12 protein-coding genes and 6 pseudogenes are annotated in these 22,682 nt (G+C 55.7%); 9 read left to right on the top strand and 9 right to left on the bottom strand.

The window, feature by feature from the left end; translation table 11 throughout:
- Positions 1 to 564 precede the first annotated feature (564 nt).
- The 3 genes and pseudogenes from D8780_RS15585 to D8780_RS15575 form a co-directional block, all read right to left on the bottom strand.
- Positions 565 to 752, bottom strand: a pseudogene (locus D8780_RS15585) (IS3 family transposase); the annotation flags it as partial.
- Positions 753 to 795: 43 nt separating this feature from the next.
- Positions 796 to 1,005, bottom strand: a pseudogene (locus D8780_RS15985) (hypothetical protein); the annotation flags it as partial.
- A gap of 3 nt (positions 1,006 to 1,008) precedes the next feature.
- Positions 1,009 to 2,226, bottom strand: coding sequence for a glycosyltransferase family 4 protein (locus D8780_RS15575; protein WP_121646790.1), 1,218 nt, complete (start codon positions 2,224 to 2,226; stop codon positions 1,009 to 1,011).
- 241 nt (positions 2,227 to 2,467) lie between these two features.
- On the opposite strand from D8780_RS15575, the gene D8780_RS15570 reads away from it, so the two are divergent.
- The gene (locus tag D8780_RS15570; RefSeq protein ID WP_121646789.1) at positions 2,468 to 4,528 is read left to right on the top strand and encodes an acyltransferase family protein; all 2,061 of its coding nucleotides are present in this window, start codon (positions 2,468 to 2,470) and stop codon (positions 4,526 to 4,528) included.
- On the opposite strand, the gene D8780_RS15565 is transcribed toward D8780_RS15570, so the two are convergent.
- Positions 4,482 to 7,061: a glycosyltransferase gene (locus tag D8780_RS15565; RefSeq protein WP_121646788.1), complete on the bottom strand. Its 2,580-nt coding sequence runs from the start codon at positions 7,059 to 7,061 to the stop codon at positions 4,482 to 4,484. The two genes, D8780_RS15570 and D8780_RS15565, sit on opposite strands and share 47 nt — an antisense overlap.
- 521 nt (positions 7,062 to 7,582) lie before the next feature.
- On the opposite strand from D8780_RS15565, the gene D8780_RS15560 reads away from it, so the two are divergent.
- Both D8780_RS15560 and D8780_RS15555 read left to right on the top strand, forming a co-directional pair.
- Positions 7,583 to 8,911 carry a nucleotide sugar dehydrogenase gene (locus D8780_RS15560; RefSeq protein ID WP_121646787.1) on the top strand — a complete coding sequence of 443 codons (1,329 nt, stop codon included), beginning with the start codon at positions 7,583 to 7,585 and terminating at the stop codon, positions 8,909 to 8,911.
- Between the two features lie 122 nt (positions 8,912 to 9,033).
- A pseudogene (locus D8780_RS15555) lies at positions 9,034 to 9,201 on the top strand (transposase); the annotation flags it as partial.
- A 30-nt stretch (positions 9,202 to 9,231) separates the two neighbouring features.
- Here the strand turns inward: D8780_RS15555 and D8780_RS15550 are convergent.
- Positions 9,232 to 10,379 (bottom strand): IS3 family transposase gene (locus D8780_RS15550; RefSeq protein WP_121646786.1). Its coding sequence is split into 2 segments (ribosomal slippage): positions 9,232 to 10,130 and positions 10,130 to 10,379, totalling 1,149 coding nucleotides; the frame shifts between segments, so codons are not numbered across the junction.
- Positions 10,380 to 10,574: 195 nt separating this feature from the next.
- Positions 10,575 to 12,440 carry an ABC transporter ATP-binding protein gene (locus D8780_RS15545; protein ID WP_121646785.1) on the bottom strand — a complete coding sequence of 622 codons (1,866 nt, stop codon included), beginning with the start codon at positions 12,438 to 12,440 and terminating at the stop codon, positions 10,575 to 10,577.
- 285 nt (positions 12,441 to 12,725) lie between these two features.
- Between D8780_RS15545 and D8780_RS15540 the strand changes: the two genes are divergently transcribed.
- A complete protein-coding gene (locus D8780_RS15540; protein WP_121646784.1) occupies positions 12,726 to 13,670 on the top strand; it encodes a Stealth CR1 domain-containing protein in 945 nt (314 codons plus the stop codon).
- Here the strand turns inward: D8780_RS15540 and D8780_RS15535 are convergent.
- Together D8780_RS15535 and D8780_RS15710 are read right to left on the bottom strand one after the other, a co-directional pair.
- Complete coding sequence (locus tag D8780_RS15535) at positions 13,646 to 14,875, bottom strand: glycosyltransferase family protein (protein ID WP_121646783.1); 1,230 nt, start codon at positions 14,873 to 14,875, stop codon at positions 13,646 to 13,648. The two genes, D8780_RS15540 and D8780_RS15535, sit on opposite strands and share 25 nt — an antisense overlap.
- A gap of 232 nt (positions 14,876 to 15,107) precedes the next feature.
- Positions 15,108 to 15,335 (bottom strand): hypothetical protein, encoded by a 228-nt coding sequence (locus D8780_RS15710; RefSeq protein WP_147440347.1) that lies wholly within the window; start codon positions 15,333 to 15,335, stop codon positions 15,108 to 15,110.
- A gap of 112 nt (positions 15,336 to 15,447) precedes the next feature.
- Here D8780_RS15710 and D8780_RS15530 point away from each other — a divergent pair.
- Positions 15,448 to 16,229, top strand: a pseudogene (locus D8780_RS15530) (IS5 family transposase).
- Between the two features lie 13 nt (positions 16,230 to 16,242).
- On the opposite strand, the pseudogene D8780_RS15525 reads toward D8780_RS15530, so the two are convergent.
- A pseudogene (locus D8780_RS15525) lies at positions 16,243 to 16,979 on the bottom strand (IS5 family transposase).
- 230 nt (positions 16,980 to 17,209) lie between these two features.
- On the opposite strand from D8780_RS15525, the pseudogene D8780_RS15520 reads away from it, so the two are divergent.
- The 4 genes and pseudogenes from D8780_RS15520 to repC form a co-directional block, all read left to right on the top strand.
- Positions 17,210 to 17,707 (top strand): annotated as a pseudogene (locus D8780_RS15520) (integrase core domain-containing protein); the annotation flags it as partial.
- Positions 17,708 to 18,712: 1,005 nt separating this feature from the next.
- Positions 18,713 to 19,915, top strand: coding sequence for a plasmid partitioning protein RepA (gene repA, locus D8780_RS15510; RefSeq protein WP_121646781.1), 1,203 nt, complete (start codon positions 18,713 to 18,715; stop codon positions 19,913 to 19,915).
- Positions 19,912 to 21,003: a plasmid partitioning protein RepB gene (gene repB, locus D8780_RS15505; RefSeq protein WP_121646780.1), complete on the top strand. Its 1,092-nt coding sequence runs from the start codon at positions 19,912 to 19,914 to the stop codon at positions 21,001 to 21,003. The genes repA and repB overlap by 4 nt, the downstream gene beginning before the upstream one ends.
- Positions 21,004 to 21,170: 167 nt before the next feature.
- Positions 21,171 to 22,496, top strand: coding sequence for a plasmid replication protein RepC (gene repC / locus D8780_RS15500; RefSeq protein WP_121646779.1), 1,326 nt, complete (start codon positions 21,171 to 21,173; stop codon positions 22,494 to 22,496).
- The last annotated feature ends 186 nt before the right edge of the window (positions 22,497 to 22,682 follow it).

Genomic DNA, 22,682 nt, shown 5'->3' with positions numbered 1-22,682 from the left:
CCGGACGTATAATTCTCGATATGCTTACATGCGCGCGAGAACGTCATGGAGCCGCATCGACCCGTTGAAAGGACGAACACATTGGTTTGCTGCTTATCGTTCACGCTAACTCAGCCTTGTCGCTTCCGACCATCTACTTCAATGACTCCGCGAAAGCCAGATCTTTGAAAGATCAAGTCATCATAGAGCGTCGATCGCGAACCAATTTAAACAATTTGACCCGCACAGGCTAGAAGATATTATGCGCGATCTCTTCGGGGCAGATGGGGTCGTAGCCAAGACACGGTGCACCTGGGCAATGAGTTCGTCCTCCGTGCAATTCACGCTCAACGGCAATCGAGAACATTTATCTTAGGCGTAATGGTCCGCTTGCGCCGTGAGTGGCAACCCGCAAAATTTGACTGGCTTCACCGGCCGTGGCTCCTGCCAGTCGCTTCTTTCCAACTTCTAGAAACTCCCTCGACTTAGCATAGTAAATTCACTGCGCGATGCCTTCTTGTCGGCGCAATTCGGAAATATTATCCCCGCCGCGCCAGCCAGGCCAGCACGATACTGATCTTCTACCTCCAGCCCATTATCAGAGCGTATGTGACCGGGCGGGCCGCGCAGGATGAACGGACATCTAGGACGTTGACCGGGTTCAGCTTCCGATCGATCCGAATGGCGAGTCACTTCCGGGTGAACTCGTCGATGACATTCAACATGCGGAACTTATTCCCGTCGTGTGTTGTCTTTCTACGAAATTGTAAGGATCATTGTCCGTCGTCAGAGTTTTGAGGCAATTGGCTGCCTGATCTAGTGGAGACTCTGGCTCATCAGGTTTTCCATTTGAGCGGCAGTCTTGCGATGGAGCAAACGCCGTTGGTTGATGGTTTCTCGTTTAGTCCTTTCTCGTGTCTGCAGGATAGTCTGGGCGCGTCCGAAGTAGACGTCGGCCGGTGTGAGGTTGCCGAGGCTCTCATGGTAGCGCCGGTTATTGTAATGATAAACGAAGGTACCGATCTGTTCTTAGCCCATTAGACGACGTAATCGGCGGCTGAACGACTTTGGGCGCAGGTCCTTCTTCGATTTCGCTCTTTTGTCCGTCGGCGGGGGACATATCCTTTTGAGTAAGGCAGCGGGAGGATCGGCGACAGCCGCAAGCTCTGGATAAACCGGGAGCGACACGCCAGCAGCCTTGGCATCGATCGCGCGCGCGACAACGTCCTCTAGTGCGTCGTAGTAGGCGTCCAAGGTGAAGTCTCGATGCCTCGCGAACGCCGCTTCCGACATGGCGCGGCGCTGCGTCAGCGACAGGTTGGCACGATCCAGAACCGATCTGGGTTCGAACCTGTCGAGCAGAAACCCGCAGTCTAAATCCCTGATGATTTCAGCGGGCCCGGGAGCGTAGCGGGTCGCAATCACCGGAACGCCGTGGGAGAGAGCCTCGGTCACCACATTGCCGAACGACTCCTGTCGTGAGGGCACCAATACAAACGCGAGCTTGCGGTAGATGACGCCGGGGTCGGTACAATCCTTCACGATTTCGACCGCGTTTGTGAGGCCGAACTCTTGTAACGAGGCTTCGAAGCGTGGTAGGTCGGGACTATTCTTTCCATCCGTCGTATAGACCAGCATCGGATCCATTTTCCGCTCTCGCATCTCGCGGATTATGGGTAGTAGCTGGTCAGTGCCTTTTGTCGGATAATCGATCCGGCCGACATAGCCGATCCGCGTGTTGATCTTTGGGTCGTAGTCGTTGCGGTCGCGTTGGGGACACGGGGGCGAAACGATATCCTGCCCGTGAAGTCCCATTTGTCTCTGTACGAGTGCATCGGCGCGCGTCAGGGCGATAACAGCCTGCGCGCGGTATCGCTGGACGAAGTCAATATCGCCCGCTAGCCTATTATTTTGAATGAACCAAGTGATTTGTCCCGCGTGTAGGTGGATGAGTGGATAATTTGTCAGATGAGGGGAAAGATCCCAAAACCGGCGTATCACCGTGTTTGCGCTGACCAAAACCGTGGTTAATGGCGGCAGGGCCGCTAGCGCCGCGTCTAAGACGCTTTTGTCGTCATGAATGAACGTCACGTCGGGCCGTTCCAGACCGCCCGCGTTCCTTGCGGAAAAGCACCAGTAGCGCACGTCCCGACCCGCCGACCCGTTGAGTGTATTCAGCGTCCGCCGCGAGATGCCTCCAACACGGGAGACATCGTGCACAAGAAAGACAATATCGGTTGGCTTCATAATGCTTGCTTTCGCTCTCTTTTCCTTAAGCGACCGTGCACTTTGCTGGACGGATCATGTATGATCGCTCCAATATTTTCGACAGTATCGCTTTGATAAGTGGAAATTGTTCTGTACGGACTATGGCTAGCGCTCCATATTCTTGACGCTAGAAAGATTGTATGGTCTGCGTGCACTGGGCACGATTAGGGCGACGTTACGCGTCAGCGGCTGGAACGAGAATATTTACATTAGATTACGAATGACGATGGAACAAGTCTGCAACCGTAACACCTATCGCCCCGAAATTCAGGGGTTGCGCGCACTTGCCGTCGCGCTGGTGGTGCTTTTTCATGTCTGGCCTCAACTTGTGCCGGGTGGGTATATCGGCGTTGACGTTTTTTTCGTTATCTCCGGCTACCTCATCTGCGGATCCTTGGCACGCGGTGCCGCTAAAACGGGTCATGTGGGCCTGCTCGATTTCTATGCGCGTCGTATCCGGCGCCTGCTGCCCGTCGCGACGCTGGTTCTGGTGTTCGTCGCCGTTGGAAGCTTCTTTTTCGTCGGTCCGGTTCACTGGGGAGACACTGCCCGCCAGATCGTTGCGAGCGCACTTTATCTCCAGAATTGGCTGCTCGCCTTCGACGCGGTTGACTATCTCGGTGCCGACAACGCGCCGACCGCCTTGCAGCATTATTGGTCGCTCGCGATCGAAGAGCAGTTCTACGTCGTCTGGCCGCTGGCTATGATCGGTTGCATCACGATCTCTCGCTATCCGCGATGGTCGCTCAACAAAGTGTTGATGATTGCCATCGGAATTGTCTTTGCGGCTTCCCTTGCCTGCTCCATCGCCATCACGGCGAACGATCCTGCCTGGGCCTACTTCGTCACGCATACGCGGGCTTTCGAGCTCGCGCTTGGCGGCCTGCTGGCACTTGCACCAAAGCCCGCGTTCAACCGGGGTGCGCGCATCGGCCTGTCTGTCGCGGGCATCACGGCGATCGTCGTCGCAGCATTCGCATATACGACTGCGACGGCGTTTCCCGGCGCGGCGGCGCTTGTGCCGACCCTTGGGGCGGCCGCTCTCATCGCGGCGGGAGACGTGCGCGCCGGCCCCTATCGCGGCCTGAATTACTGGCCGCTTCGGCGCCTCGGAGACATTTCCTACTCAGTCTATCTCTGGCATTGGCCGCTGATCATCTTCGCGACGCCGGCGGGACAGACGCTCGGGCTCGTGAGCGGAATCGTTATCATTGCGCTCACCCTTGTTCTGTCGGTCCTATCGTGGCGCCATGTCGAAGAGCGGTTCCGGCACACACCCGAGCGTTCGGGACAGCACGGACATGGCTGGGGCGTAATTCGCGCGGGCGCCGCGATGGTCGCCCTCTGTCTGGTGGGGGCCGCCAGCGTTCAGGCGGCCGTTTGGCGGGCCGAGAACACCCTCGTCGACGTGCGCGATCCGCGCTATCCGGGCCCCGCCGTTCTGGCGAATGGGGTTTCGACACCTGAAGGTATCGAGCCAATTCCACCGCTCGCGGCACTGAAGAAGGACTTGCCGATCGTCTATCCAAAGAACTGTCATCAGAATCAGACCGACGCTGATCCGCTATTTTGTGAATTAGGAGATCCGAAAGGGAGTCTCACCGTAGCGATAGCGGGCGAGTCGCACGCTGCGCAGTGGGTTCCAGCGCTTGATGAGATCGCCAAAGCACGCGGTTGGCGTCTCCTGACGTTTACAAAATCAGCTTGCCTGTTTGCTGCCACAAAAGTGAGGCGCCATGACGAGACGCCCTATGTGAGTTGCGACACTTGGCAGGAACGTGTCTCCGAGCTTCTGTTACAGAGTAGCGTCGATGTTTTGTTCGTCAGTTTTAGCAGATCGCATGCTGGCCGCGTTCGGCAAGGACAACGAAGCGTCAATGATGGATTATTTGCTGTCTGGAGTGAACTTAACGCGGCAGGTATTTCTATCATTGCGATAGAGGATACACCGCGCCATAGGAAGATCGATCCCCGCGAGTGCCTTGTAGAAAACCCGATGACGTGCAGAACATCACTCGAAGACGCGTACGGTGAATCGTCTCTTGCCGTTGCGGCGAGCAGGATGGATGACGTCGGGCTGATCGAAATGACCGATCTGATCTGTACGTCCGAGTGGTGTCCCGCGACGCTGGGCAACGTTATTGTCTGGCGAGATACCAACCATCTTACGGCGACCTACTCGCGCATGCTTGCTCCATACCTTGCGGAACGGATCGATCGTGTGCTGGCGAAGCTTAAGGGGGGCCCAACGCTACAGACGACCTTGGAAGTGCGTCCCTGATGCTTGCAACATGCTGGAGCTCGCTTGCACCCTCAACCACCTGATGAAACGCTTCGATAAGCGATCTGTCGATCTCGTCCAGTGTGTAGGCTGCATTTGCTTGGAATTTACCTAGGCCCCGAGGAAGGGTTGCAAGTCCAATTCCGTTGACGAGAACTGCATGGCTACAGATTGCATCCATACCAGGCACGATCAGGGGAAGGCGATACGCATGGATCATGCTACGCACGTGTCGTTCAACGGGTATTCTGAGGTGTGCGATCGCAGGAAGGTGGAGCAGCCCTACACTCTGTTCTGCGTTGACGATTTGCTGAAGTGTTTCAATGTGAATATCCTGGGACGCTTCCGCTGAGAAATCCGAAACAAGGAGTACAGCAACCCGCACCGGCTCCGGCTTTCGCTCTTTCGTGATCGCGGGGATCGGAAAGGGCCTTTCGGGGCCGAGAGCAAGGTTCTCGGTTATTTTGTGCCAATGTGTAAAGGCTTCGTGATATTCCGCGCGCGCACCGTAGATTGCCGAATGAACGCCCGTGGGACCACCGGATCGCAGTAGCGATCCTGGTCGTGCAAAAACGAAGGCCATAGGGCAGTCGTCTACAAGCTTCGATTCCTCGGCACGGATCGCAAGCTGCATACGTTTCAGAAATTCACTGTCTGCCGAATGCCGGACTTTGTCCCACCCCCCTAAGGTCAGAGCAATTTCGCGGTCGAATAGGAACGAAGACGTGTTCAGAGGAATAGAACGGCTACGACGGTGTCGTGGCTCCGATATGAGATGTTCGTCGAATAAGACGCATCGGGTGGTATTGCAGGCGATACCGGAATCGAGAGCGTGCTTCGCCTGCAGGGCGATGCGTTCGGGGTGCGACCAGTCATCCGCGTCGTTGACCGTCACGAACCGGCCGGTCGCGGCGCGCAGGCCAGCATTGCGGCAGGCGTATGCGCCTTCGTTCGCTTTGCGGCGGATGGGTACGATCCGGTCATCCGTCGCCGCGCGGGCCTCGATCCGCGCCCAAGTGCCGTCCGTACTTCCATCGTCGACGATGATGAGTTCGAGATTGGTCCATGTCTGCCCAAGCACGCCATCGATTGCGTAGTCGATCGTCTGCTCTGCTTCGAAGGCAGGCATGATCACCGACACCTTTGCTTCATTCGACCGCGGATCGGGCGGGGCGTCGTGCGTGAGGTTGGAAAAACAAGCCGGAGCGTTCGGGTCGCGCGCGGAGAGTTGCGCAACCCCCGCTTTTTCGAAGAGTGGATTGATTGCAGCGAGCCAGTCGCGGATCGGCCTGCCCGTCGCACTCGCATGCGAGGCGCGAGTCAGCGCGACCTCTACCTCAGGCGCCCCTGCGCGTTCGGCCTGGTCGATCAGCGCGTCCGCCGCGTCTGCAACGCCGCCAGCGTCCCGCATTGCTGCTTCATAAAGCATGATGTCGGTGGGGGTTTTGTTCCGGGATAATATGTTGCGCAGATTGGAGAGATGATCGATAGCTGCCGACACCTCGCCTCGTGAACCTTGCTTGCGTGCGAGCGCCCAATGGGCACGTATACGCATATCCTGATTGTCCGAATCCACCATCGCCTCGAAGGCTGACTCGGCGTGGTCCTCGTAAAGCGACCAAAGGGCGGTTTCCCAGACCTTATCCCGAAAGGGGCGGATCGCTCTCGACTTCCCGACGCGCCCGTCCGCTTCCAAGTTGCGCTTTCGATACTTGCGAAATGAAGGGATCAGCCGGAACAGCCGGTCTTTCCGGATCTCCTTGAGAAACTTAAGCAGTTCCTGTCTCGCGGCGGCAAGCTCCTTGTTGTCCGCACGGAGGCCGTCCCGTTCCCGACGCAACCTGTCCAATTTCACGCACAGTCTGTCCCTTTCGTTGGCTAGTTTTCGAGCTTTTTCGCGCTCGACCGATCTGAGACGTCGTTCCTTTTCCAGAACGATCGCCAGACGGTCGGCGCGCGTCAGGTCTCGCGCATTTTCGGGATTTGGTGCGGACTCGTTGTGCCTGCGGGAGAACTCGGTGAGAGCGGCATCCAGATCCCCCTCCGCCCTGAGATCGTCCCAGAGATTGCGAAAATCCTCGATGGGATCGTCGATATTGATGCGATGAACGCGGGTCTTGTTTGCTAGGAAGTGCTCAATGTTCTCCGTCGTCGTGCGGACGTAGTCACGGGCTACCTCTATGCCCTCGTTCCGGCTCTGCATGATCCCGCGCGCGTAGGCAGACATGATAGAGCCGTAAGAGGTCCAACGGCGATTGTAGCTCTCCGCGACACGTTCCGGTTCCCGCATGAGGTGGACGTAGACAGCATTGTCGCCGAAACGAGCGTCGAGGCGACCGAGGAACCAGGATAGCCGATTGTCGGACTCGATGTGTCCAGGAGGATAGTCAAGTCTATCAACCCCCAGCCGGTTAGTTCGCGTCTCATGGCCGGACGTATAATTCTCGATATGCTTACATGCGCGCGAGAACGTCATGGAGCCGCATCGACCCGTTGAAAGGACGAACACATTGGTTTGCTGCTTATCGTTCACGCTAACTCAGCCTTGTCGCTTCCATCTGCTCGCTTCTAAGAGGTTCGCCCTAGCCTAGATCTTTTGAAGGTTCAGGTCTGTTTGACGTAGTGCCGATCACGAACCTCATTAACCAATTTTACCCTTTAAGGCTAGAAGATATTATGCGCGATCTCTTCGGAGCGCCAGAACGGCGGGACCCGGATAGCGCGGATATAAAGGACGACTTTCGTGGGCACGCCTAATACTCAGCCAGATGATGTGCTCGCCCGTGAATCTCGCTCGCTTCATAGTTCTCCTCAAGGCGAGCGGCTCCAATCAAAATTAAAACAACCCGTGGGAAGGTCAAAAAATGTTCGTTTCCTCGAAAATTGTAGTGTCCGCAGCTTAAAAATTTGTGTATTGGAGCACAACAAAACGACGAGCGGTGGCCATGTGTGAGCTGCATCTGCAGGGCGATCCCGACCAATGGGAAATTCCACTACAAGTTATAGTGCAACCCAAATTATTCTGGTAAATCTTGATTGGAAATTAGAGAAATTATGAATTACTCACATGTTCTAGGGACCAAGCTTCAGTCCCGCAATGCGACTGTCGGCATTATCGGGCTCGGATATGTCGGCCTGCCGCTAGCGGTTAGTGCGGCGTCTGTGTTTCCGACAATTGGCTTTGATCTTGATCCGCGAAAGGTTGAAGCCATCTTGTCCTGTCAGTCCTACATCAATGCGGTTTCCGACGAACGGCTACGCGGCGTTGTGGATCAAGGCTGTTTTTCTGCGACGACTGATTTGGAGCGGTTATCGGAATGTGATGTCATCGTCATCTGCGTACCGACGCCGCTCAGCTCCCATCGAGAGCCCGATCTTAGTTTTGTGATCGCGACGACTGAGATGATCGCTGCGAGCCTACGCAAAGGACAGCTCATCGTCCTTGAATCGACTACCTATCCGGGCACGACAGAAGAGGTTATGAAGCCGATTCTCCAGGCTGGCGGCCTAATGAGTAGACAGGACTTTTTCCTCGCCTTCTCACCTGAGCGCGAGGACCCCGGCAACACCGTGCACGAGACCAAGACCATTCCAAAGATAGTCGCGGGGGAAGGGCGGGATGCGAATGATCTTGCCTCCGCCTTCTACGATGCCTTTATTGATCGAGTGGTTACCGTCTCTACGCCCGCGACGGCCGAAGCAGTTAAGATTACTGAAAACGTCTTCCGCTCGGTGAACATCGCGCTCGTCAACGAGCTTAAGATGATTTACGACGCAATGGGAATCGACATCTGGGAGGTGATTGAGGCCGCCGCGACCAAACCCTTCGGATACATGCCATTCTATCCGGGGCCGGGGCTCGGGGGACACTGCATTCCGATCGATCCATTCTATCTCAGCTGGAAGGCTCGAGAATATGGCCTCTCCACACGCTTCATCGAACTTGCAGGCGAGATTAACCTTAGTATGCCGCGCTACGTCGTGCGCCGCCTCGAAGAGGTACTCGATCGCGAATTGCGGAAGTCGGTGGGTTCGTCCCGCATTCTCGTCGCGGGGATCGCCTATAAAAAGAACGTTTCGGACATGCGAGAAAGTCCTTCGACGGTGATGATGGAGATGCTGGCAGCGCGAGGCGCAAATGTTGACTACACGGATCCACACGTTCCCGTTATCCCGGAACTCCGCGATCATCCGGAGCTGCATGGACGTCGCTCGGTCAATCCGAAATCTATTGAGGACCACGTTTATGACCTCGTGCTAATCGCGACTGATCATGATGCTTTCGATTATCCTGTTTTAGCATCCAAAGCGAGGCTCGTACTCGATACTCGGAACGCGATGGCGCGGCGGAAGCTCGATCAAACCAACGTCTTCTCAGCCTAGCCGACCAAACCGGCACCCAAGCTAGGCACCTTGAAATGGCGGTGACGTGCTTCCCATTTTTCGGACCGTTTTGAACTGGAATTTTCCAATTATGATCCCGTGGACGGGAGAAGGAGAGTTCCATGAAGAAGTCGAAGTTCTCGGAAGCGCAGATCGCTTTCATCCTGCGCCAGGCGGATGAGGGAACACCGGTTGCCGAGGTTTGCCGCAAGGCGGGAATCAGCGACGCGACGTTCTACAACTGGCGCAAGCGCTATGGCGGACTGACCCCGTCCGAAGTCAAACGCATGTGAGCTGCTGCCGGTTTTTCGGACACGCAGTTAAGCTAGCATAGCTTGCTCCTCGAACTCCACTGGGCTCAGATAGCCCAGTGTCGAGTGCCTTCGCCGAGGATTGTAGAAGCGCTCGATGTAATCGAACACATCCGCCCTGGCGTCGTCCCTCGTCCTGTAGACCTTGCGGGCTGTCCGCTCAGTTTTCAGCGATGAGAAGAAGCTTTCCATTGCTGCATTATCCCAGACGTTCCCCGACCGGCTCATCGAGCATGTGATGCCATGATCGGCCATCAGGCGTTGGAACTGCTCGGATGTATACTGGCTGCCCTGGTCGCTGTGATGCATGAGGCTGTCCGGCCTGCCTCTTCGCCAGATCGCCATGATGAGGGCGTCGGTCACGAGCTGGGCCGTCATCTCCGCTTTCATCGCCCAACCCACGACACGGCGAGAGAACAGATCGACGACGGCAGCAACGTAGAGCCATCCTTCAGCGGTCCAGATGTAGGTGAAGTCGGCCACCCACTTCTGGTTCGGTGCTGATGCCTCGAAGGCACGATCGAGGATATTTTCCGACACCGTGGCTCGCTCGCCAGTGTCCTTCGGCAGCCCACGGCGGCGCGGTCGGGCGCGCAGACCGTTCTTCCGCATCAGCCTCTCGACGCGATGCAGGCCGCAGGCGAGACCTTCCGCCAGAACATCATGCCAGACGCGGCGAGCACCATAGGTGCGGTCGCTGCTCTTGAAACTCCGGTCGATCACCGCCACCAGCACCTCGTCGTGCCGGGAGCGAGCGCTGGGGCTGCGGTTGAGCCAGGCATGGAAGCCTGATCGGGATACATCCAGCGCTTCGCAAAGCCATGCCACCGGCCAGATGCCCCGGTGCTTCGCAATGAAGGCGAACCTCATAGCGCTTCCCTCGCGAAGTAGGCTGCGGCCTTTTTTAGGATGTCGCGCTCCGCCTTCAGCTTCGCGACTTCCTTGCGCAGTCGATCGATCTCCACCTGCTCGGGCTTCATCTGACCGTGGCCCGGAAACGCGTGCTGAGGGTCAGCGCTCAGCTCGCGAACCCATTTGCGCAACACGTTCTCGTGCACGTCCAGATCACGAGCAGCCTGGGCGGCTGAAACGCCCCGCTCCCTGACCAACTTTACCGCCTCAAGCTTAAACTCGCGGCTGAACTTCCGTCTCTGCATTCCAACTCTCCAGTTCCAAAAAACACCTTATCTCGGTGTCCACGAAACCGGCAGCAGCTCAACCCCCGGAAGTTCCGGCTCGGGGCGGTCCAAAGACGGGGTGCACTTCACCTAATTGGAGAATTCCAGCTCAAAACGCTCCGAAAATCGGGAGCACGTCAAGCAGTCATCACTAATCCTTGGGTCGCCGGTCCGCTAGTGGGAACTGAGTGTGGGGTCGTAACGTCCATTCTCTCCAACCCCATCATCGTCTGCAGGGAACCCGTTCTCTTCGAATGGATCAATGGAAAGATCCTGCTTATCGTATAGCTCTCTAAACACACCCCTGCCTAATAGGAGCTCGGAGGGACTACCCGATTCAGCCACTTGGCCGTCCACAATAACCACGACTTTGTCTGCTTTCATGATGGTGGAAAGGCGGTGGGCCACCACGATGGTGGTCCGGTTGTGACTGAGTTCGTCGATCGCATTCTTGATAGCTTCTTCGGAGTAGGCATCGAGCGAACTGGTTGCTTCGTCCAGGATAAGAATGCGGGACTGCCGGATGATCGCGCGCGCGATCGCAAGCCTCTGGCGCTGACCGCCGGAGAGGTTTGAACCTTTGTCATGAAGAACAGTTTCGTAGCCATTTTTCATTTCCATGATGAAGCCATGTGCGTCCGCAGCTTTGGCGGCGTTGATCACCTGTTTTCGAGTGAAATCCTGGCGCCCCGCCGTAATGTTACGTTCGACCGTGTCGGCGAACAGGAACACGTCCTGACTTACGTAGGAAACCATTGCGCGGAGTGATGCGAAACTGGCTTCTCGCAGAGGCAAGTTATCGATTAGAACATTGCCCTTGGCAGGGTCGTATAGGCGCAGGATTAGATTAATAATGGTAGATTTTCCAGAGCCAGAGGGTCCGACTATCGCGGTGAACTTTCCCGACGGGAACACCAGACTGAGATCTTTCAGTGCCGCCTTCTTTGATTTTCCGTAGGTGAAGCGGACATTCTCGAATCTAACCTCCCCGGCACCATCGAGCGCAATGTTTTTCGGCTCTTCGGCCTCCTGAATACTCAAGGGCGTATCGATCACGTCGTAAAGGCGCCTCACCATATTAAGGCGCGAGTGCAGCTGCACCCGGGAGCGCGCAATGCGACGGGCCGGCGTATAGACCAAGAGAAGCGCTGTGATAAAGCTCACGAGTTGCCCTGCGCTCGCCGTGTCGCCTAGAGAAGACCGAAGGGATACAAACATAAACACCGACGCGATTGCTACACCCGTCAATGTCTCCACTATGGGCGATGTTGCGGCTTGGAGCCGTATGAGCGAATTTTGTTTGCTCTCAACGTCGGTGACGGCATCGTGCATATCACGCCGCATTTGGTTCTCGAGTGAGAACGCCTTGACAACGTTGATGCCAGCGGCAGTCTCTTGGATCAGCTCGACTATACGCGAGTAGCCCTGCAGCTCCTCTGAACTCAACGCATCAACTCTCTTTAGAATGCGTCGAATCGCAAACACAGTGATAGGACCAAGAGCGAGAATGAGGAGGCTGACCCAAGGCAGTTGGTAGATCATTACGGCAGTCAGACCGATGACCGAGGTGAGATCGCGGATGTAAGTGGTGATCAATGTGTCGATCACCCCGCGAATGGCGTCGGTGCCTCGGGAAACGCGAGCAACTAAATCTGAGGACTTCTTCCGGTCGTAAAAGGAAACCCCCTGCGCAAGCAGCGCGTCGTAAATCCGACGTCGTTGACTGGCGACGATCGCGAAACCTGCCTTTGACATCATAAATATCTGCATGTAGCCGGCAACGCCTTTTACGATGAAAATCGCACATACTACCCCGGCAATGGTAAGCATGCGTGTCGCGTCGTCAGTTGCTTCCAGTAGATTCTTTACGATGAGAGCGGTGGCCGCCGTCATTCCGCTCACAACGAGCATTGAGATCATGGCCAAAAAATAGTTGACGCGATGCTCCTTAAAATTCTCCTTAACGAGCCGCGCGACGATCGACTGATCCGCCTTCTTGCGAAGTTCGCGTATCAGTTTGGGTATCAGTGCAATACGCATTGCAGGTTATGCTTTTCCTTTAAATCTCGTTCTCTAAAGGGCAACCCTTCTAGGTCCACAGGTGCGCTTTCCGAGGTATGTCAATCCGTACTAGGCAGTAGCGGCGCCTCTTTCCGAAACTTGCCTAATCAATGCGGCCGTCTTTTACATGTTCGAGAATGCTTCCCAGATCCTAGAGTTGCGCAGATAGTCGTTTTCACTAATAGAGCAGGATAAAATTGTCTATGGCGGCGCCGACTGCTAGATGAGACGGGTGTATCTGGAGGCACAAAATGGGGAACGATAATGATCGATGCCGTTATCACATGGGTTGATGGAAGCGATCCAACTCACTTGGAGAAGCGTGCCGTCTTCCACGATCCGAGCGCCCATCCAGAAGCAACAAAAGAGACGCGCTTTTCAAATTCGGGAGAACTCCGGTTCTGCGTTTTGTCGCTATTGTGCTTCTGCCGTTCACTTCGGCACATCCATGTTGTTACAGACGGTCAGTACCCTTGGCCGATCTCCGACATTCTATCCTCATCAAGCTATGAGGGCCAAGTCAGGATCGTCGATCATAAGGAGATTTTTGGAGAGCATGCTGACCTGCTTCCGGTTTTTTCCTCGCGTTCGATCGAAACGATGATCCACCGGATACCCGGTCTCCACTCGAAATTTATCTATCTTAATGATGACATATTTATCGGCCGGCCCGTTTCGGAAACTGATTTTTTTGAAGGCGATCACCCAATTCTCCGAGGAACCTACACACGCATTCCTTCGGGCTTCAGCCGCTGGTTGAAGTCGTTACGGAAGCCGCGGCCGGGCTATCGTCTCGCTCAATGCGAGGCCGCTCGTACAGTAGGCAATGAGGCGAGATACTTTCTTTTGGAACATCAGCCGCAGCCTATGCGGCGCGAGACGCTTTCGAAATATTTCTCGAAACAGCCTTCCGAAGTACTTCGACAACAGGCTGCACCGCGATTTCGTACCATCGACCAAATATCACCGATCGGCCTTGCCTGCCACCTTGAGCTCGCAGCCGGCGCGCCGGTATGTGTTCCGACAGATGTCGGTTATATAAAGCCAGGTCGCCCGACCGGTTCCAAACTTACGCAGACGATGTCGGAACTTTGCAGCGGCGGGTTTTTCTCCTTCTGTGCGCAGAGCTTAGACGAGATGCCGGACGCGGACCGCGAGAAAGTCCTTGCGGCCCTCAATTCCTACTACAAGCTAGAGAGTATCGTCTGACGCCAGCGCGCAGCCGCTCCGTCTAGAACGGGTTTCTGATTTTGCGTGCGAGCGTCCAGGCGCAGAAGCAGGCTGGGAGAGCAGAAGAGATCTGTCGCAACCTCCTTTGCCCTTTGCAAGAAAACCATTCGTCCGGGATCATCCGCAGCGATTTTTCCGATGAGATTACGAACCTCCTGCGGAGCGCAATAAAAGGCGAGTTCTCCGAAGGTCGCCTCGAAACGGGACGGCAGGATGACCGGCAAACCCGAAAGAATTGCCTCGATGATCGTTCGGCCAAACGCTTCGTGTCGACTAGGGGACGGAAAATTCACAAAGATGTCTAATGTACTTAAATAGTCTTGGACACTATTTAGCCCGAATGGCGCGACCGACCAAGTACACGGTATGCCGCCAAGATCTCTATCAACTGTTTCTGCTCCCCCGAGTATAGAAACTCTTATCGATGGATCGTTGTCTGGATAAACTCTTAAAAGCTCCGCGCGTTCGTCGAGCCATTTGCCGGGATGGTCACGGGCGTGACGGCCGATGACGATTGGTTCTGAGAGCTGCGAGCGTGGCGTAAATTGAAATGCTGAGGCGTCGATGACCGGGGGCCAATCGCGATCGGAAAGATCGATTTCTTCTGCCGGCATCTCGCGCAGACACTCAGCGCGAATTATCGGCCCGGTAGGACAGATTTCGACGGCGGGCCATCCGAGCGCCCCGATCCGTTCATGAAGGTCTGCCCAAGAGAAGATTGCCGAGCCGTCTTCGTTGTAGGCGGAATTGTTGATCACGAAAATTGCTCGTTCCGGACACATCTTCTTCGCCAGTCGCTCGAAGTTCCGGGTCGTCACCATACGAGGGCCTCGAATGATCGCTGTTCGGCAGCTGATCCGCCGCAGGCGATGGCCGAGATACATCAGGTCGGAGACGGCGAGATACCGCTCTGATACCCAGCCCCATTTCCATCGACTTTTCTTAATGCTGCAGTTCACGATCGCAACATCATATCCGGCGTCTCTGAAGGTCTGCGCTTCAGTGATGGTGGTCACGGCATTGCCTCCAGGAAAACCGCAATAGGTTACAATGCAGATATCGGCCTCTAAAAGGCGTTCGGTCTTCGGCTCCTGAAATTCGACTATGCCATTTTTCGGAGCTCGGGCCCTAGATGCCAAGCGTCTCCAAAACCAATCATGAAGATCATCGAGATGTTGTGCCAACCTACTCCTCATAGTGCCTAGTCGCTCTTTCAACGAAAATTTCTGATCTCTGGTTCAGCAATCTCATGCCACTCAGATATCTAGATTGCAACAGTAATACATAACTCTGAAGGTCGATATGATTTTGAAATATTACACGAAAATGAACTCCTCTGGGAAATTCGACTGCGCTACACCCCCGCAAATCGGACACTAGACGACGTGGACAAATTCGGAGCGGGAGGGCCTGAGCTTATCCGGGCTGATCGCCTGTGACGAACTGCACGACGAAGAACAGCACTGCGCAGCCGCACCAGAAGATCGCCCACGCATTAAAGGCTCGGCGGAAAATCGTTGGGTATTCGGGTTTTTGGATGAACCACACAAAGACATAGGGACACCAGAAGGTCAGGAACCCCATCACCGCCAGCCTCAGCGTCGATGCTCGTGGTGTGGCTTCATCTATGGGGATGGCTGTCACAGGAGACTTATTCCGCAAAGCGACGGCCGGCGCAATCGCGGTGCTGACAGTCGCATGGGGCGATTGACGCAGTGCGACGAGGTTGATTCAAGGCTGCCTTTTGGAGGTAGGCTTGAGCCGGGGCGATCTCACCGAAGCGGAATGGCGCATCCTCAAGGGCCTGCTGCCGATCGAGCGCAAGAACCGGGGTCGGGGCAGGCCTCCCGAACAGAACCGTTCGATCGTCAACGGCATACTCTGGCGGCTTCGGTGCGGGGCGCCGTGGCGCGACGTGCCGCCAAAATACGGGAGCTGGAACACTATCTATCGACGGTTCCGGCGATGGAGCGAGGCTGGGATCTGGGAGATCGTCGCGGTGACGCTGGCCGAGATCATGGCCGACGCCGGCCACTACAGCATCGACAGCACCACCGTCCGCGCCCATGTCTCTGCAGCGGGCGGAAAAGGGGGGCTCATCGACGCGCTCTTGGCCGCTCGCGGGGCGGGTTCACCAGTAAGCTTCACTGCATGGCCGACGCCCTTGGGCGACCGCTCGCATTCCACCTGACGGGCGGCGAGGCGGCAGATTGCAAGGCGTACGATGCCCTGATCATCCTACCCGAACGCACCCCCAATGCCTTGCTTGCCGACAAGGGCTACGATGCCGATGCGATCCGTACCGACCTTGCGAAGCGAAACATTGAGCCCGTCATCCCCAGCCGCTCCAACCGCCGGGTGAAGATCGAGTATGACCGGGCCCTCTACAAGCAGCGCAACCGCATCGAGCGCATGTTCGGCCACCTCAAGATCAACCGCGCCATCGCTACCCGCTACGACCAACTCGCCAACAGCTTCCTCGGCATGGTCCACCTCGCTACCGCCAGATACTGGCTCAAATTTGTCCACGCGGCCTAGGGTCGAGACTCGTTCAGACCCGGAACGCCATGAGTGTTGCGAGGGCGACGGCGGACAGGAAGTTGTGGGCGAGCTTGTCGTAACGGGTTGCGCGCGGCGGAAGTCCTTGAGACGGCAGAAAGCGTTCTCGATAGCGCCGTTTGTCATAGACAATCGTCCGCGTGCGGTTGAGGCGGCCAGGAATGACCGGGACGGTCCCTTGCCTGCGCAAGACACATCGCATGGCACTGGCATCATAGCCCTTGTCGGCGAGGAGGTAGTGAGGACCATTCAACTGCGACAGCAGCACCGGGGCTGCCTTCATGTCAGAGACGTTTCCGGGCGTGAGGGCAAAGGCGAAAGGTCGTCCAAGTACGTCGGTCAGCGCATGAAGCTTGCTGGTTTGACCGCCGCGTGAGGGGCCGATAGCCTGCGCTTTCGCCCACCTTTGCCGCCATGCGCCGAGCGATGCGCCTTGATATAGGTAGAATCGATGGATGTGCTTTCCGTGATCGCGACGGTGCCAGCTAAAGCCTCGACCAGTTTCGCCCATAACTGGCGACGTGACCAGCGGTTAAAGCGGTTTTAGATGGTCGTTGAAGGGCCGTATTCCGGCGGGCAGTCGCACCAGCGGTACCTAGTCTTGAGGACACGAATGATGCTCGAGATGAGGCGCCGGTCATTGACACGCCGCGCGCCGGGCTGGTTCTTCGGCAGATGCAGCTCAATCACGGCCCACTGCGTATCGCTCAACCAGAAAAGCCTACTCATCATCACCTCCCAGAAAACCGTCTGGACGCTCTGAATCTGATTTGCGACGCTCATTCAATGTGCTGATTGGGTTTGAACTCTAATGTAAGCCAAGTTTTACTGTCTACCGGTCTTCGTTGAGGAGACCAGAGATGTTGGAATGCATGCAGCATTCGCCATAGTTCAAGACGAAGGTCGCTTTGGAAGCCAGGAATGGCGGGGATACGGTGTCGGAACTTCCAAGTCGGCCCGTGTTCGAGCGCGGCGGCCGGAAACGGGCTCTTGGCACACGCAGGCCAATGCTGGAGCCTGGACTTCGTCTCGGGCGCCTTCAACGACGGTCGTCGGTTCCGCGTGCTCGTCATCGTTCATGACTTCAGCCGAGGGTGCCTTGCCCTTGTCGCCGACACGTCGCTTTCCGGACTGCGCGTGACGCGGGAACTTTCGGCGATTAAAGCCCGGCGCGACAGGCCGAGAACCGTGGTCAGCGAGAATGGGAAGGAACTGTCCGGTATGGTCATGCTCAGATAATGCCAGGAAACACGGATTGACTGGCACTACATCGCGCCGGGAGAGCCAATTCAAAACGCATTCATTGAGTCGTCGACGGCAGCTTCCGGGACGATCTGTTGAACTAAACCCTGTTCTCATCGCTGGCCAAGGCCCGCCAGAAGATCACCGCCTGGAAGGAGGTACAACCGGATCAGACCCATTCATCCCTCGGCAATCTCACGCTGCAGGAATTTGCAATAAAATCGAGACTGGTAACCAGGGCCGCATGAGGCCAGTAATCAACCGGCGGATCCTCCCAAAGGCTGGAGGAAGTCGGCGCTCAGGTCACCTCCGCTGAGGACTTTACCGCAACTCGCTCCATAGATTGGAAGCTCACGTCTCTGTCGATTGCCTCCCCTTGGAGGGGAGATCGGCATAATAGAAACAGTCGAGGCTCTAATAGTCACCGGGTGTAAACCCCGTGGTAAGGGAGCTTGCCCCCTACATTGATGGACAGCCGCATAAGATCAACACTGCAAAGTGCCACTTTTAGGCCGCAAATCAGTGATCACATCAAGAAAGATTGATCGACGCCTCGGTCTTGTATCTAACCGGGTCAGCTCTGTGTGCGATTCACCAGCCGACAACCCGGCACTATCGACCATGCAGGACTAGATATGTCGATTGTATCACGATCTCAGAGGCTTATTCAGTACGTGAAACGCATTCGCATTTTATCCTTTCGAACTGTTTGGCCCAAGAAGAGTGAAAAACCTTCATCAACCCGGTTGCATGTGGACAGCGAGTGGGATCGTTTGCTCGACTCCAGCTTGTCAAATATTAGCCCGACATCAGATCGGTCGTCCGCTGAGAAGGTGATCATTCGATCAAAGTTAAATCGGTTCTCTGATTAAAAATCAGAGATGACCGTCTCTTAAAATCGAATAGCCATTGCGGATTCCTGGACTATTTTGTCCTGCCCTTTCCGGGGCTTGGCCATATGGATCGAGTGCCCGTTGCCAAGGCGATCTGACTGATCGTCCACTTCATCTCCGACAAGTTCGACCTTCGGATAAGCGTGCATTGCATCATAGCCAAGATGTTCGAATATCGGTGGCCAAATAGCCTGTACTGCTGTGTTGAGCGTTCGTTAACCAAAAAAAGCTGGACGGAATCAAAGAATCGTGGATGGTGTGTATCGGGTTAGAGGCAGAATATCACCTCGAACCCGATAGCAGCGAAGGCACCACATGAACAGGCACATGTCGCTCAATCAAAGACCGGAAAGTCCCGAGCAGAAGATCATGCGTCATGCTGGTCTCCTGTCCGGTCAGCTTCAGTCGATCCGGGAGCGCATGTATCCGCCAGAGGCTCAGAAATCACTTCGCCGTCTCATGACGCACGAGGTGTCGAAGCTTACAACGATACCAGAGCCGACGCTTCGTCTGTTGTCCAATGAGGGTAAAGGTCCCGTTCCTGATCGGTTGGAAAACAACTACCGTGTCTACACGCTAGATCAGGTCAATGAGTTACGCCGCCTTTTTGCGGAACAGAAGCCTTCAGACGCGCTGCGCTACCTGCCGCATCGCCGAAAGGGCGAGCATCTTCAGGTCCTCGGCATCATCAATTTTAAAGGCGGTAGCGCCAAAACGACGACTGCTGCGCATTTGGCTCACTACCTGGCGCTTCATGGCTACCGGGTGCTTGCGATCGACCTCGATCCCCAAGCGTCTTTGTCGGCAATGTTTGGCGCCCAGCCTGAACTCGACGTAGGAGAGAACGAGACGATTTACGCCGCGCTTCGTTATGGAGACGAAAAGCGGCCGATGCGCGAAATCGTTCGCAAAACATATTTCCCGGGCATCGACCTCGTTCCTGGAAATATTGAGGTCATGGAGTATGAGCACGAAACCCCTCATGTTCTGGCCAACAGGAAGGTATCTCGAGACAGCATATTTTTCGAGAGCCTGAGGCTGGCGATCGGCGAAGTCGAAGACGACTACGATATCGTCGTGCTCGACACGCCGCCCTCTCTCGGCTTCCTCACACTTGGGGCAATATACGCGGCGACCGGCATCATTGTCACCGTTCACCCCGCCATGCTTGACGTCATGTCCATGAGCCAATTCCTGCTCATGATGGATGGTTTGATCGGAACCATCCAAGCGGAAGGCGGAGAGCTCGCCCAGGACTTCTTCCACTATCTTATCACCCGCCACGATCCGAACGATCAGCCACAGGCGCAAGTCGTTTCGATGTTGCGCCATCTTTTCGCAGAGGATGTTTTGGCGCCGACGGCGGTGGAAAGCACGGCGATCGAGAGCGCAGGGCTAGCGAAACGCACTCTTTACGAGCTTGAGTCCGGTAACGTGGCTCGAGATACGCTGCGGCGGGCAAGAGACTCAATCGATTCCGTCAATGACAGAATCCTCGATCTGATTTTACAGAGCTGGGGGCGGAAATGAGTAAAAAGCCCAATGCGAAATCGATCGTCGCAAATTTTGGCGCACTTTCATCTGCAACTAACGAGGCGGAAAACTCCGGAACTGTTAGTGACACAGCGCCGTCACGAGCGGTGCCGCGAGCGGGAGTCATTGGCGCTGCTCAGCGTTCTTTGGGCGAAATACGTCAAGAGCGCGACAGGCTACTTGCCGTCGTAGAGAGTGGCGGGGCAATTCAGGAAATTGACCCCGAATTGATTGACCCCTCACCGTTCGCGGATCGTCTGGCTGATGATCGCAGTGCCGAATTCGAGGGCTTTAAGCGTCGCTTCGAGGCAGAAGGGCAGCAGGTGGCCGTTCATCTGCGTCCTCATCCCGCAAAGGATGACCGTTTTCAGGTTATATTCGGCCATCGCCGTTGCAGGGCAGCTCGCGAGTTGGGCGTGGCTGTCAAAGCTGTTGTATCACCAATGAGCGATACGGAACTCGTGCTTGCCCAGGGCATAGAAAATTCTGATCGGCAGGATCTGACTTGGATCGAACGCGCATTGTTTGCCTTTCGGATGGCCGAACAAAATGTCAGGCCACGCGATATCAAAGCGGCTCTTTCGCTCGATGACACTGAACTTGCGAAAATGAGGCGCGTATACACGATTATACCTGTCGAACTGATCGAGCTGATCGGGCGAGCGCCGAAGGTCGGCCGACCGCGATGGGTTGCTCTGGCGAAGGCGATCGAGGGCGATCGCTCCTCAGTGAAGCGTATTCTAAAAACCTTGGCAGCTGCCAAGGTCTCAACGTCGGATGAGAGATTTCAGATAGCCCGGCAAACAGCGTCGGAAAAGAACGAGAACGCCGATCAAACAGGCTTGCTCTCCCTCAAAGGTCCCTCTGGAGACGTGATCGCCAAAGCGGCCATCTCATCGCGCGAGATTCGTATGAAACTGTCTGATCAATATGGCCAGGCATTTTCCGACTTCATTCAAGCAGAATTGCCGCGCCTGGTTGAACGATTCAACCAGGAGGCTGGCTCCGAGGATCGGACGGAAACCTTGGCAGCTGCCAAGGTTTCGAGTTCGACAAAGCCGGTTTCCGGCACCAACAACACGTAGAAAGGATCAATCGGCAAAAGAAAAAGGCCCCCGAAAAACATCCGGAAGCCCTTCTCACTAGTTAGCACCTAGAGAATCGCATTTCCGGGAAAATCCGTCAAGGTTCAATCGAGCCAAATGCGTCATTTCGGCGAGCTCATTTCTGCTGCCTATCGATAGGTGAAATCATGCAGACACTGATCGCAGCGACGCCCTTCGGGCGGCGGTCGATGACGCTCGGCCAATTTTCTCGCTTGAATGAAGCCGCAGACTTGCCCGGCGGCTTGACTGTCGACAAGTGGACGGTGTTTCGGTCTGTTCGGATTGCAAAAGAGGCGATCGGCGCCACCGACCGCGCTCTGGCGATACTGAACGCGCTACTGAGCTTTTATCCGGATGCAGAACTTTCGAGCAAGAACAGGCCGATCGTCTGGCCTTCCAATAAAAGCCTGACGACACGTGCCAACGGTATGCCCCCTTCGACGTTGAGACGTCATTTGTCCGTGCTTGTCCAATGCGGTTTGATTGTCCGTCGAGACAGCCCGAACGGAAAGCGCTTTGCTAGAAAGAGTGCGTCCGGCGATGTCGAGCAGGTTTATGGATTTGACCTATCACCCCTGGTGGCCAGGGCCGATGAACTCCATGCGATGGCAGAAGACGTCGAGAGCGAAAAGAGAGCATTTAAGGTTTCGCGTGAACGCTTGACGCTTTTGCGACGCGATATTGTGAAGATGATCGATCTTGGCGTTCAAGAGCGCGCGCCGGCGAATTGGTCAGAGGTCTCCAAACACTACCAGGACATCATCGGACGATTGCCCCGCACACCCTCAAAGACCGTTGTCGATGCCGTATGCAAAGAGCTTGAGGAGCTTTGGACTGAAGTTCATGAGCTATTGGAAACATTCGTGAATACGCAGAATCCGGACGGCAATGAGTCCCATAATGAGCGTCATATACAAGATTCAAGTCCAGACCCTCATATTGAAATTGAACACGGCTCCGAAAATAAGAGAAGAGAGATTGATCCGGCGATGACCAATGGCAACCTGCTGAACTTGCCGGAACGGCAATTGCCATTAGGAATCGTGTTGGATGCATGCCCCGCATTGATCGATCTTATGCCTGCCGGGGCCGTACGCAGTTGGAAGGATTTTCTTGCTACAGCCCAGACGGCACGATCGATGCTGGATATCAGCCCCAGCGCTTGGCGAGACGCCGTCGATGTGATGGGCGATGTTCAGGCGGCGATAACAGTGAGCGCAATTCTCCAGCGGTCCCACTTGATCGTGAGTGCGGGCGGCTATCTTCGTACCCTGACAGAAAAAGCACGTCTTGGACAGTTTTCGACTTGGCCGATGATCATGGCGCTCCTCCGCGCCAAGCATGACCCGAACAAGGGCGACGGGCGGCCAGCGGCCGCTTCAACTTCAGATAACCCGGCAGGTGAATCAGACATTGAATTATCGCGTGAACTGATGCGTCAGCTCACACGATCGAGACATGAACCCCGGTAGTTAGTGCCTCGGTCTCATAGTGCCATTGACGACGAAGGTTTCAGGATTTCAAGACATTCCTGTCGGCGCGAGATTGGTCTGTCGTAAGCGCATAATTCACAAATCGCTGAACGAGTGAAGCCCATCGTTGTATGCGACCTTCTGTCACACGCAATGGTTCTGTCGGGCGGCTGTCTTCTACAGTGG

The sequence above is a fragment of the Notoacmeibacter ruber genome (genome assembly GCF_003668555.1).
Classification (GTDB): Bacteria; Pseudomonadota; Alphaproteobacteria; order Rhizobiales; family Rhizobiaceae; genus Notoacmeibacter; species Notoacmeibacter ruber.
This window is presented reverse-complemented; position numbering and strand designations above follow the sequence as displayed.

Excerpts from the sequence above, each read along its gene's own strand:
- repB (WP_121646780.1), top strand. The coding sequence starts at position 19,912 with ATGAGTAAAAAGCCCAATGCGAAATCGATCGTCGCAAATTTTGGCGCA.
- D8780_RS15570 (WP_121646789.1), top strand. The coding sequence starts at position 2,468 with ATGACGATGGAACAAGTCTGCAACCGTAACACCTATCGCCCCGAAATT.
- D8780_RS15545 (WP_121646785.1), bottom strand. The coding sequence starts at position 12,440 with ATGCGTATTGCACTGATACCCAAACTGATACGCGAACTTCGCAAGAAG.
- repA (WP_121646781.1), top strand. The coding sequence starts at position 18,713 with ATGTCGCTCAATCAAAGACCGGAAAGTCCCGAGCAGAAGATCATGCGT.
- repC (WP_121646779.1), top strand. The coding sequence starts at position 21,171 with ATGCAGACACTGATCGCAGCGACGCCCTTCGGGCGGCGGTCGATGACG.
- D8780_RS15540 (WP_121646784.1), top strand. The coding sequence starts at position 12,726 with ATGATCGATGCCGTTATCACATGGGTTGATGGAAGCGATCCAACTCAC.
- D8780_RS15560 (WP_121646787.1), top strand. The coding sequence starts at position 7,583 with ATGAATTACTCACATGTTCTAGGGACCAAGCTTCAGTCCCGCAATGCG.
- D8780_RS15575 (WP_121646790.1), bottom strand. The coding sequence starts at position 2,226 with ATGAAGCCAACCGATATTGTCTTTCTTGTGCACGATGTCTCCCGTGTT.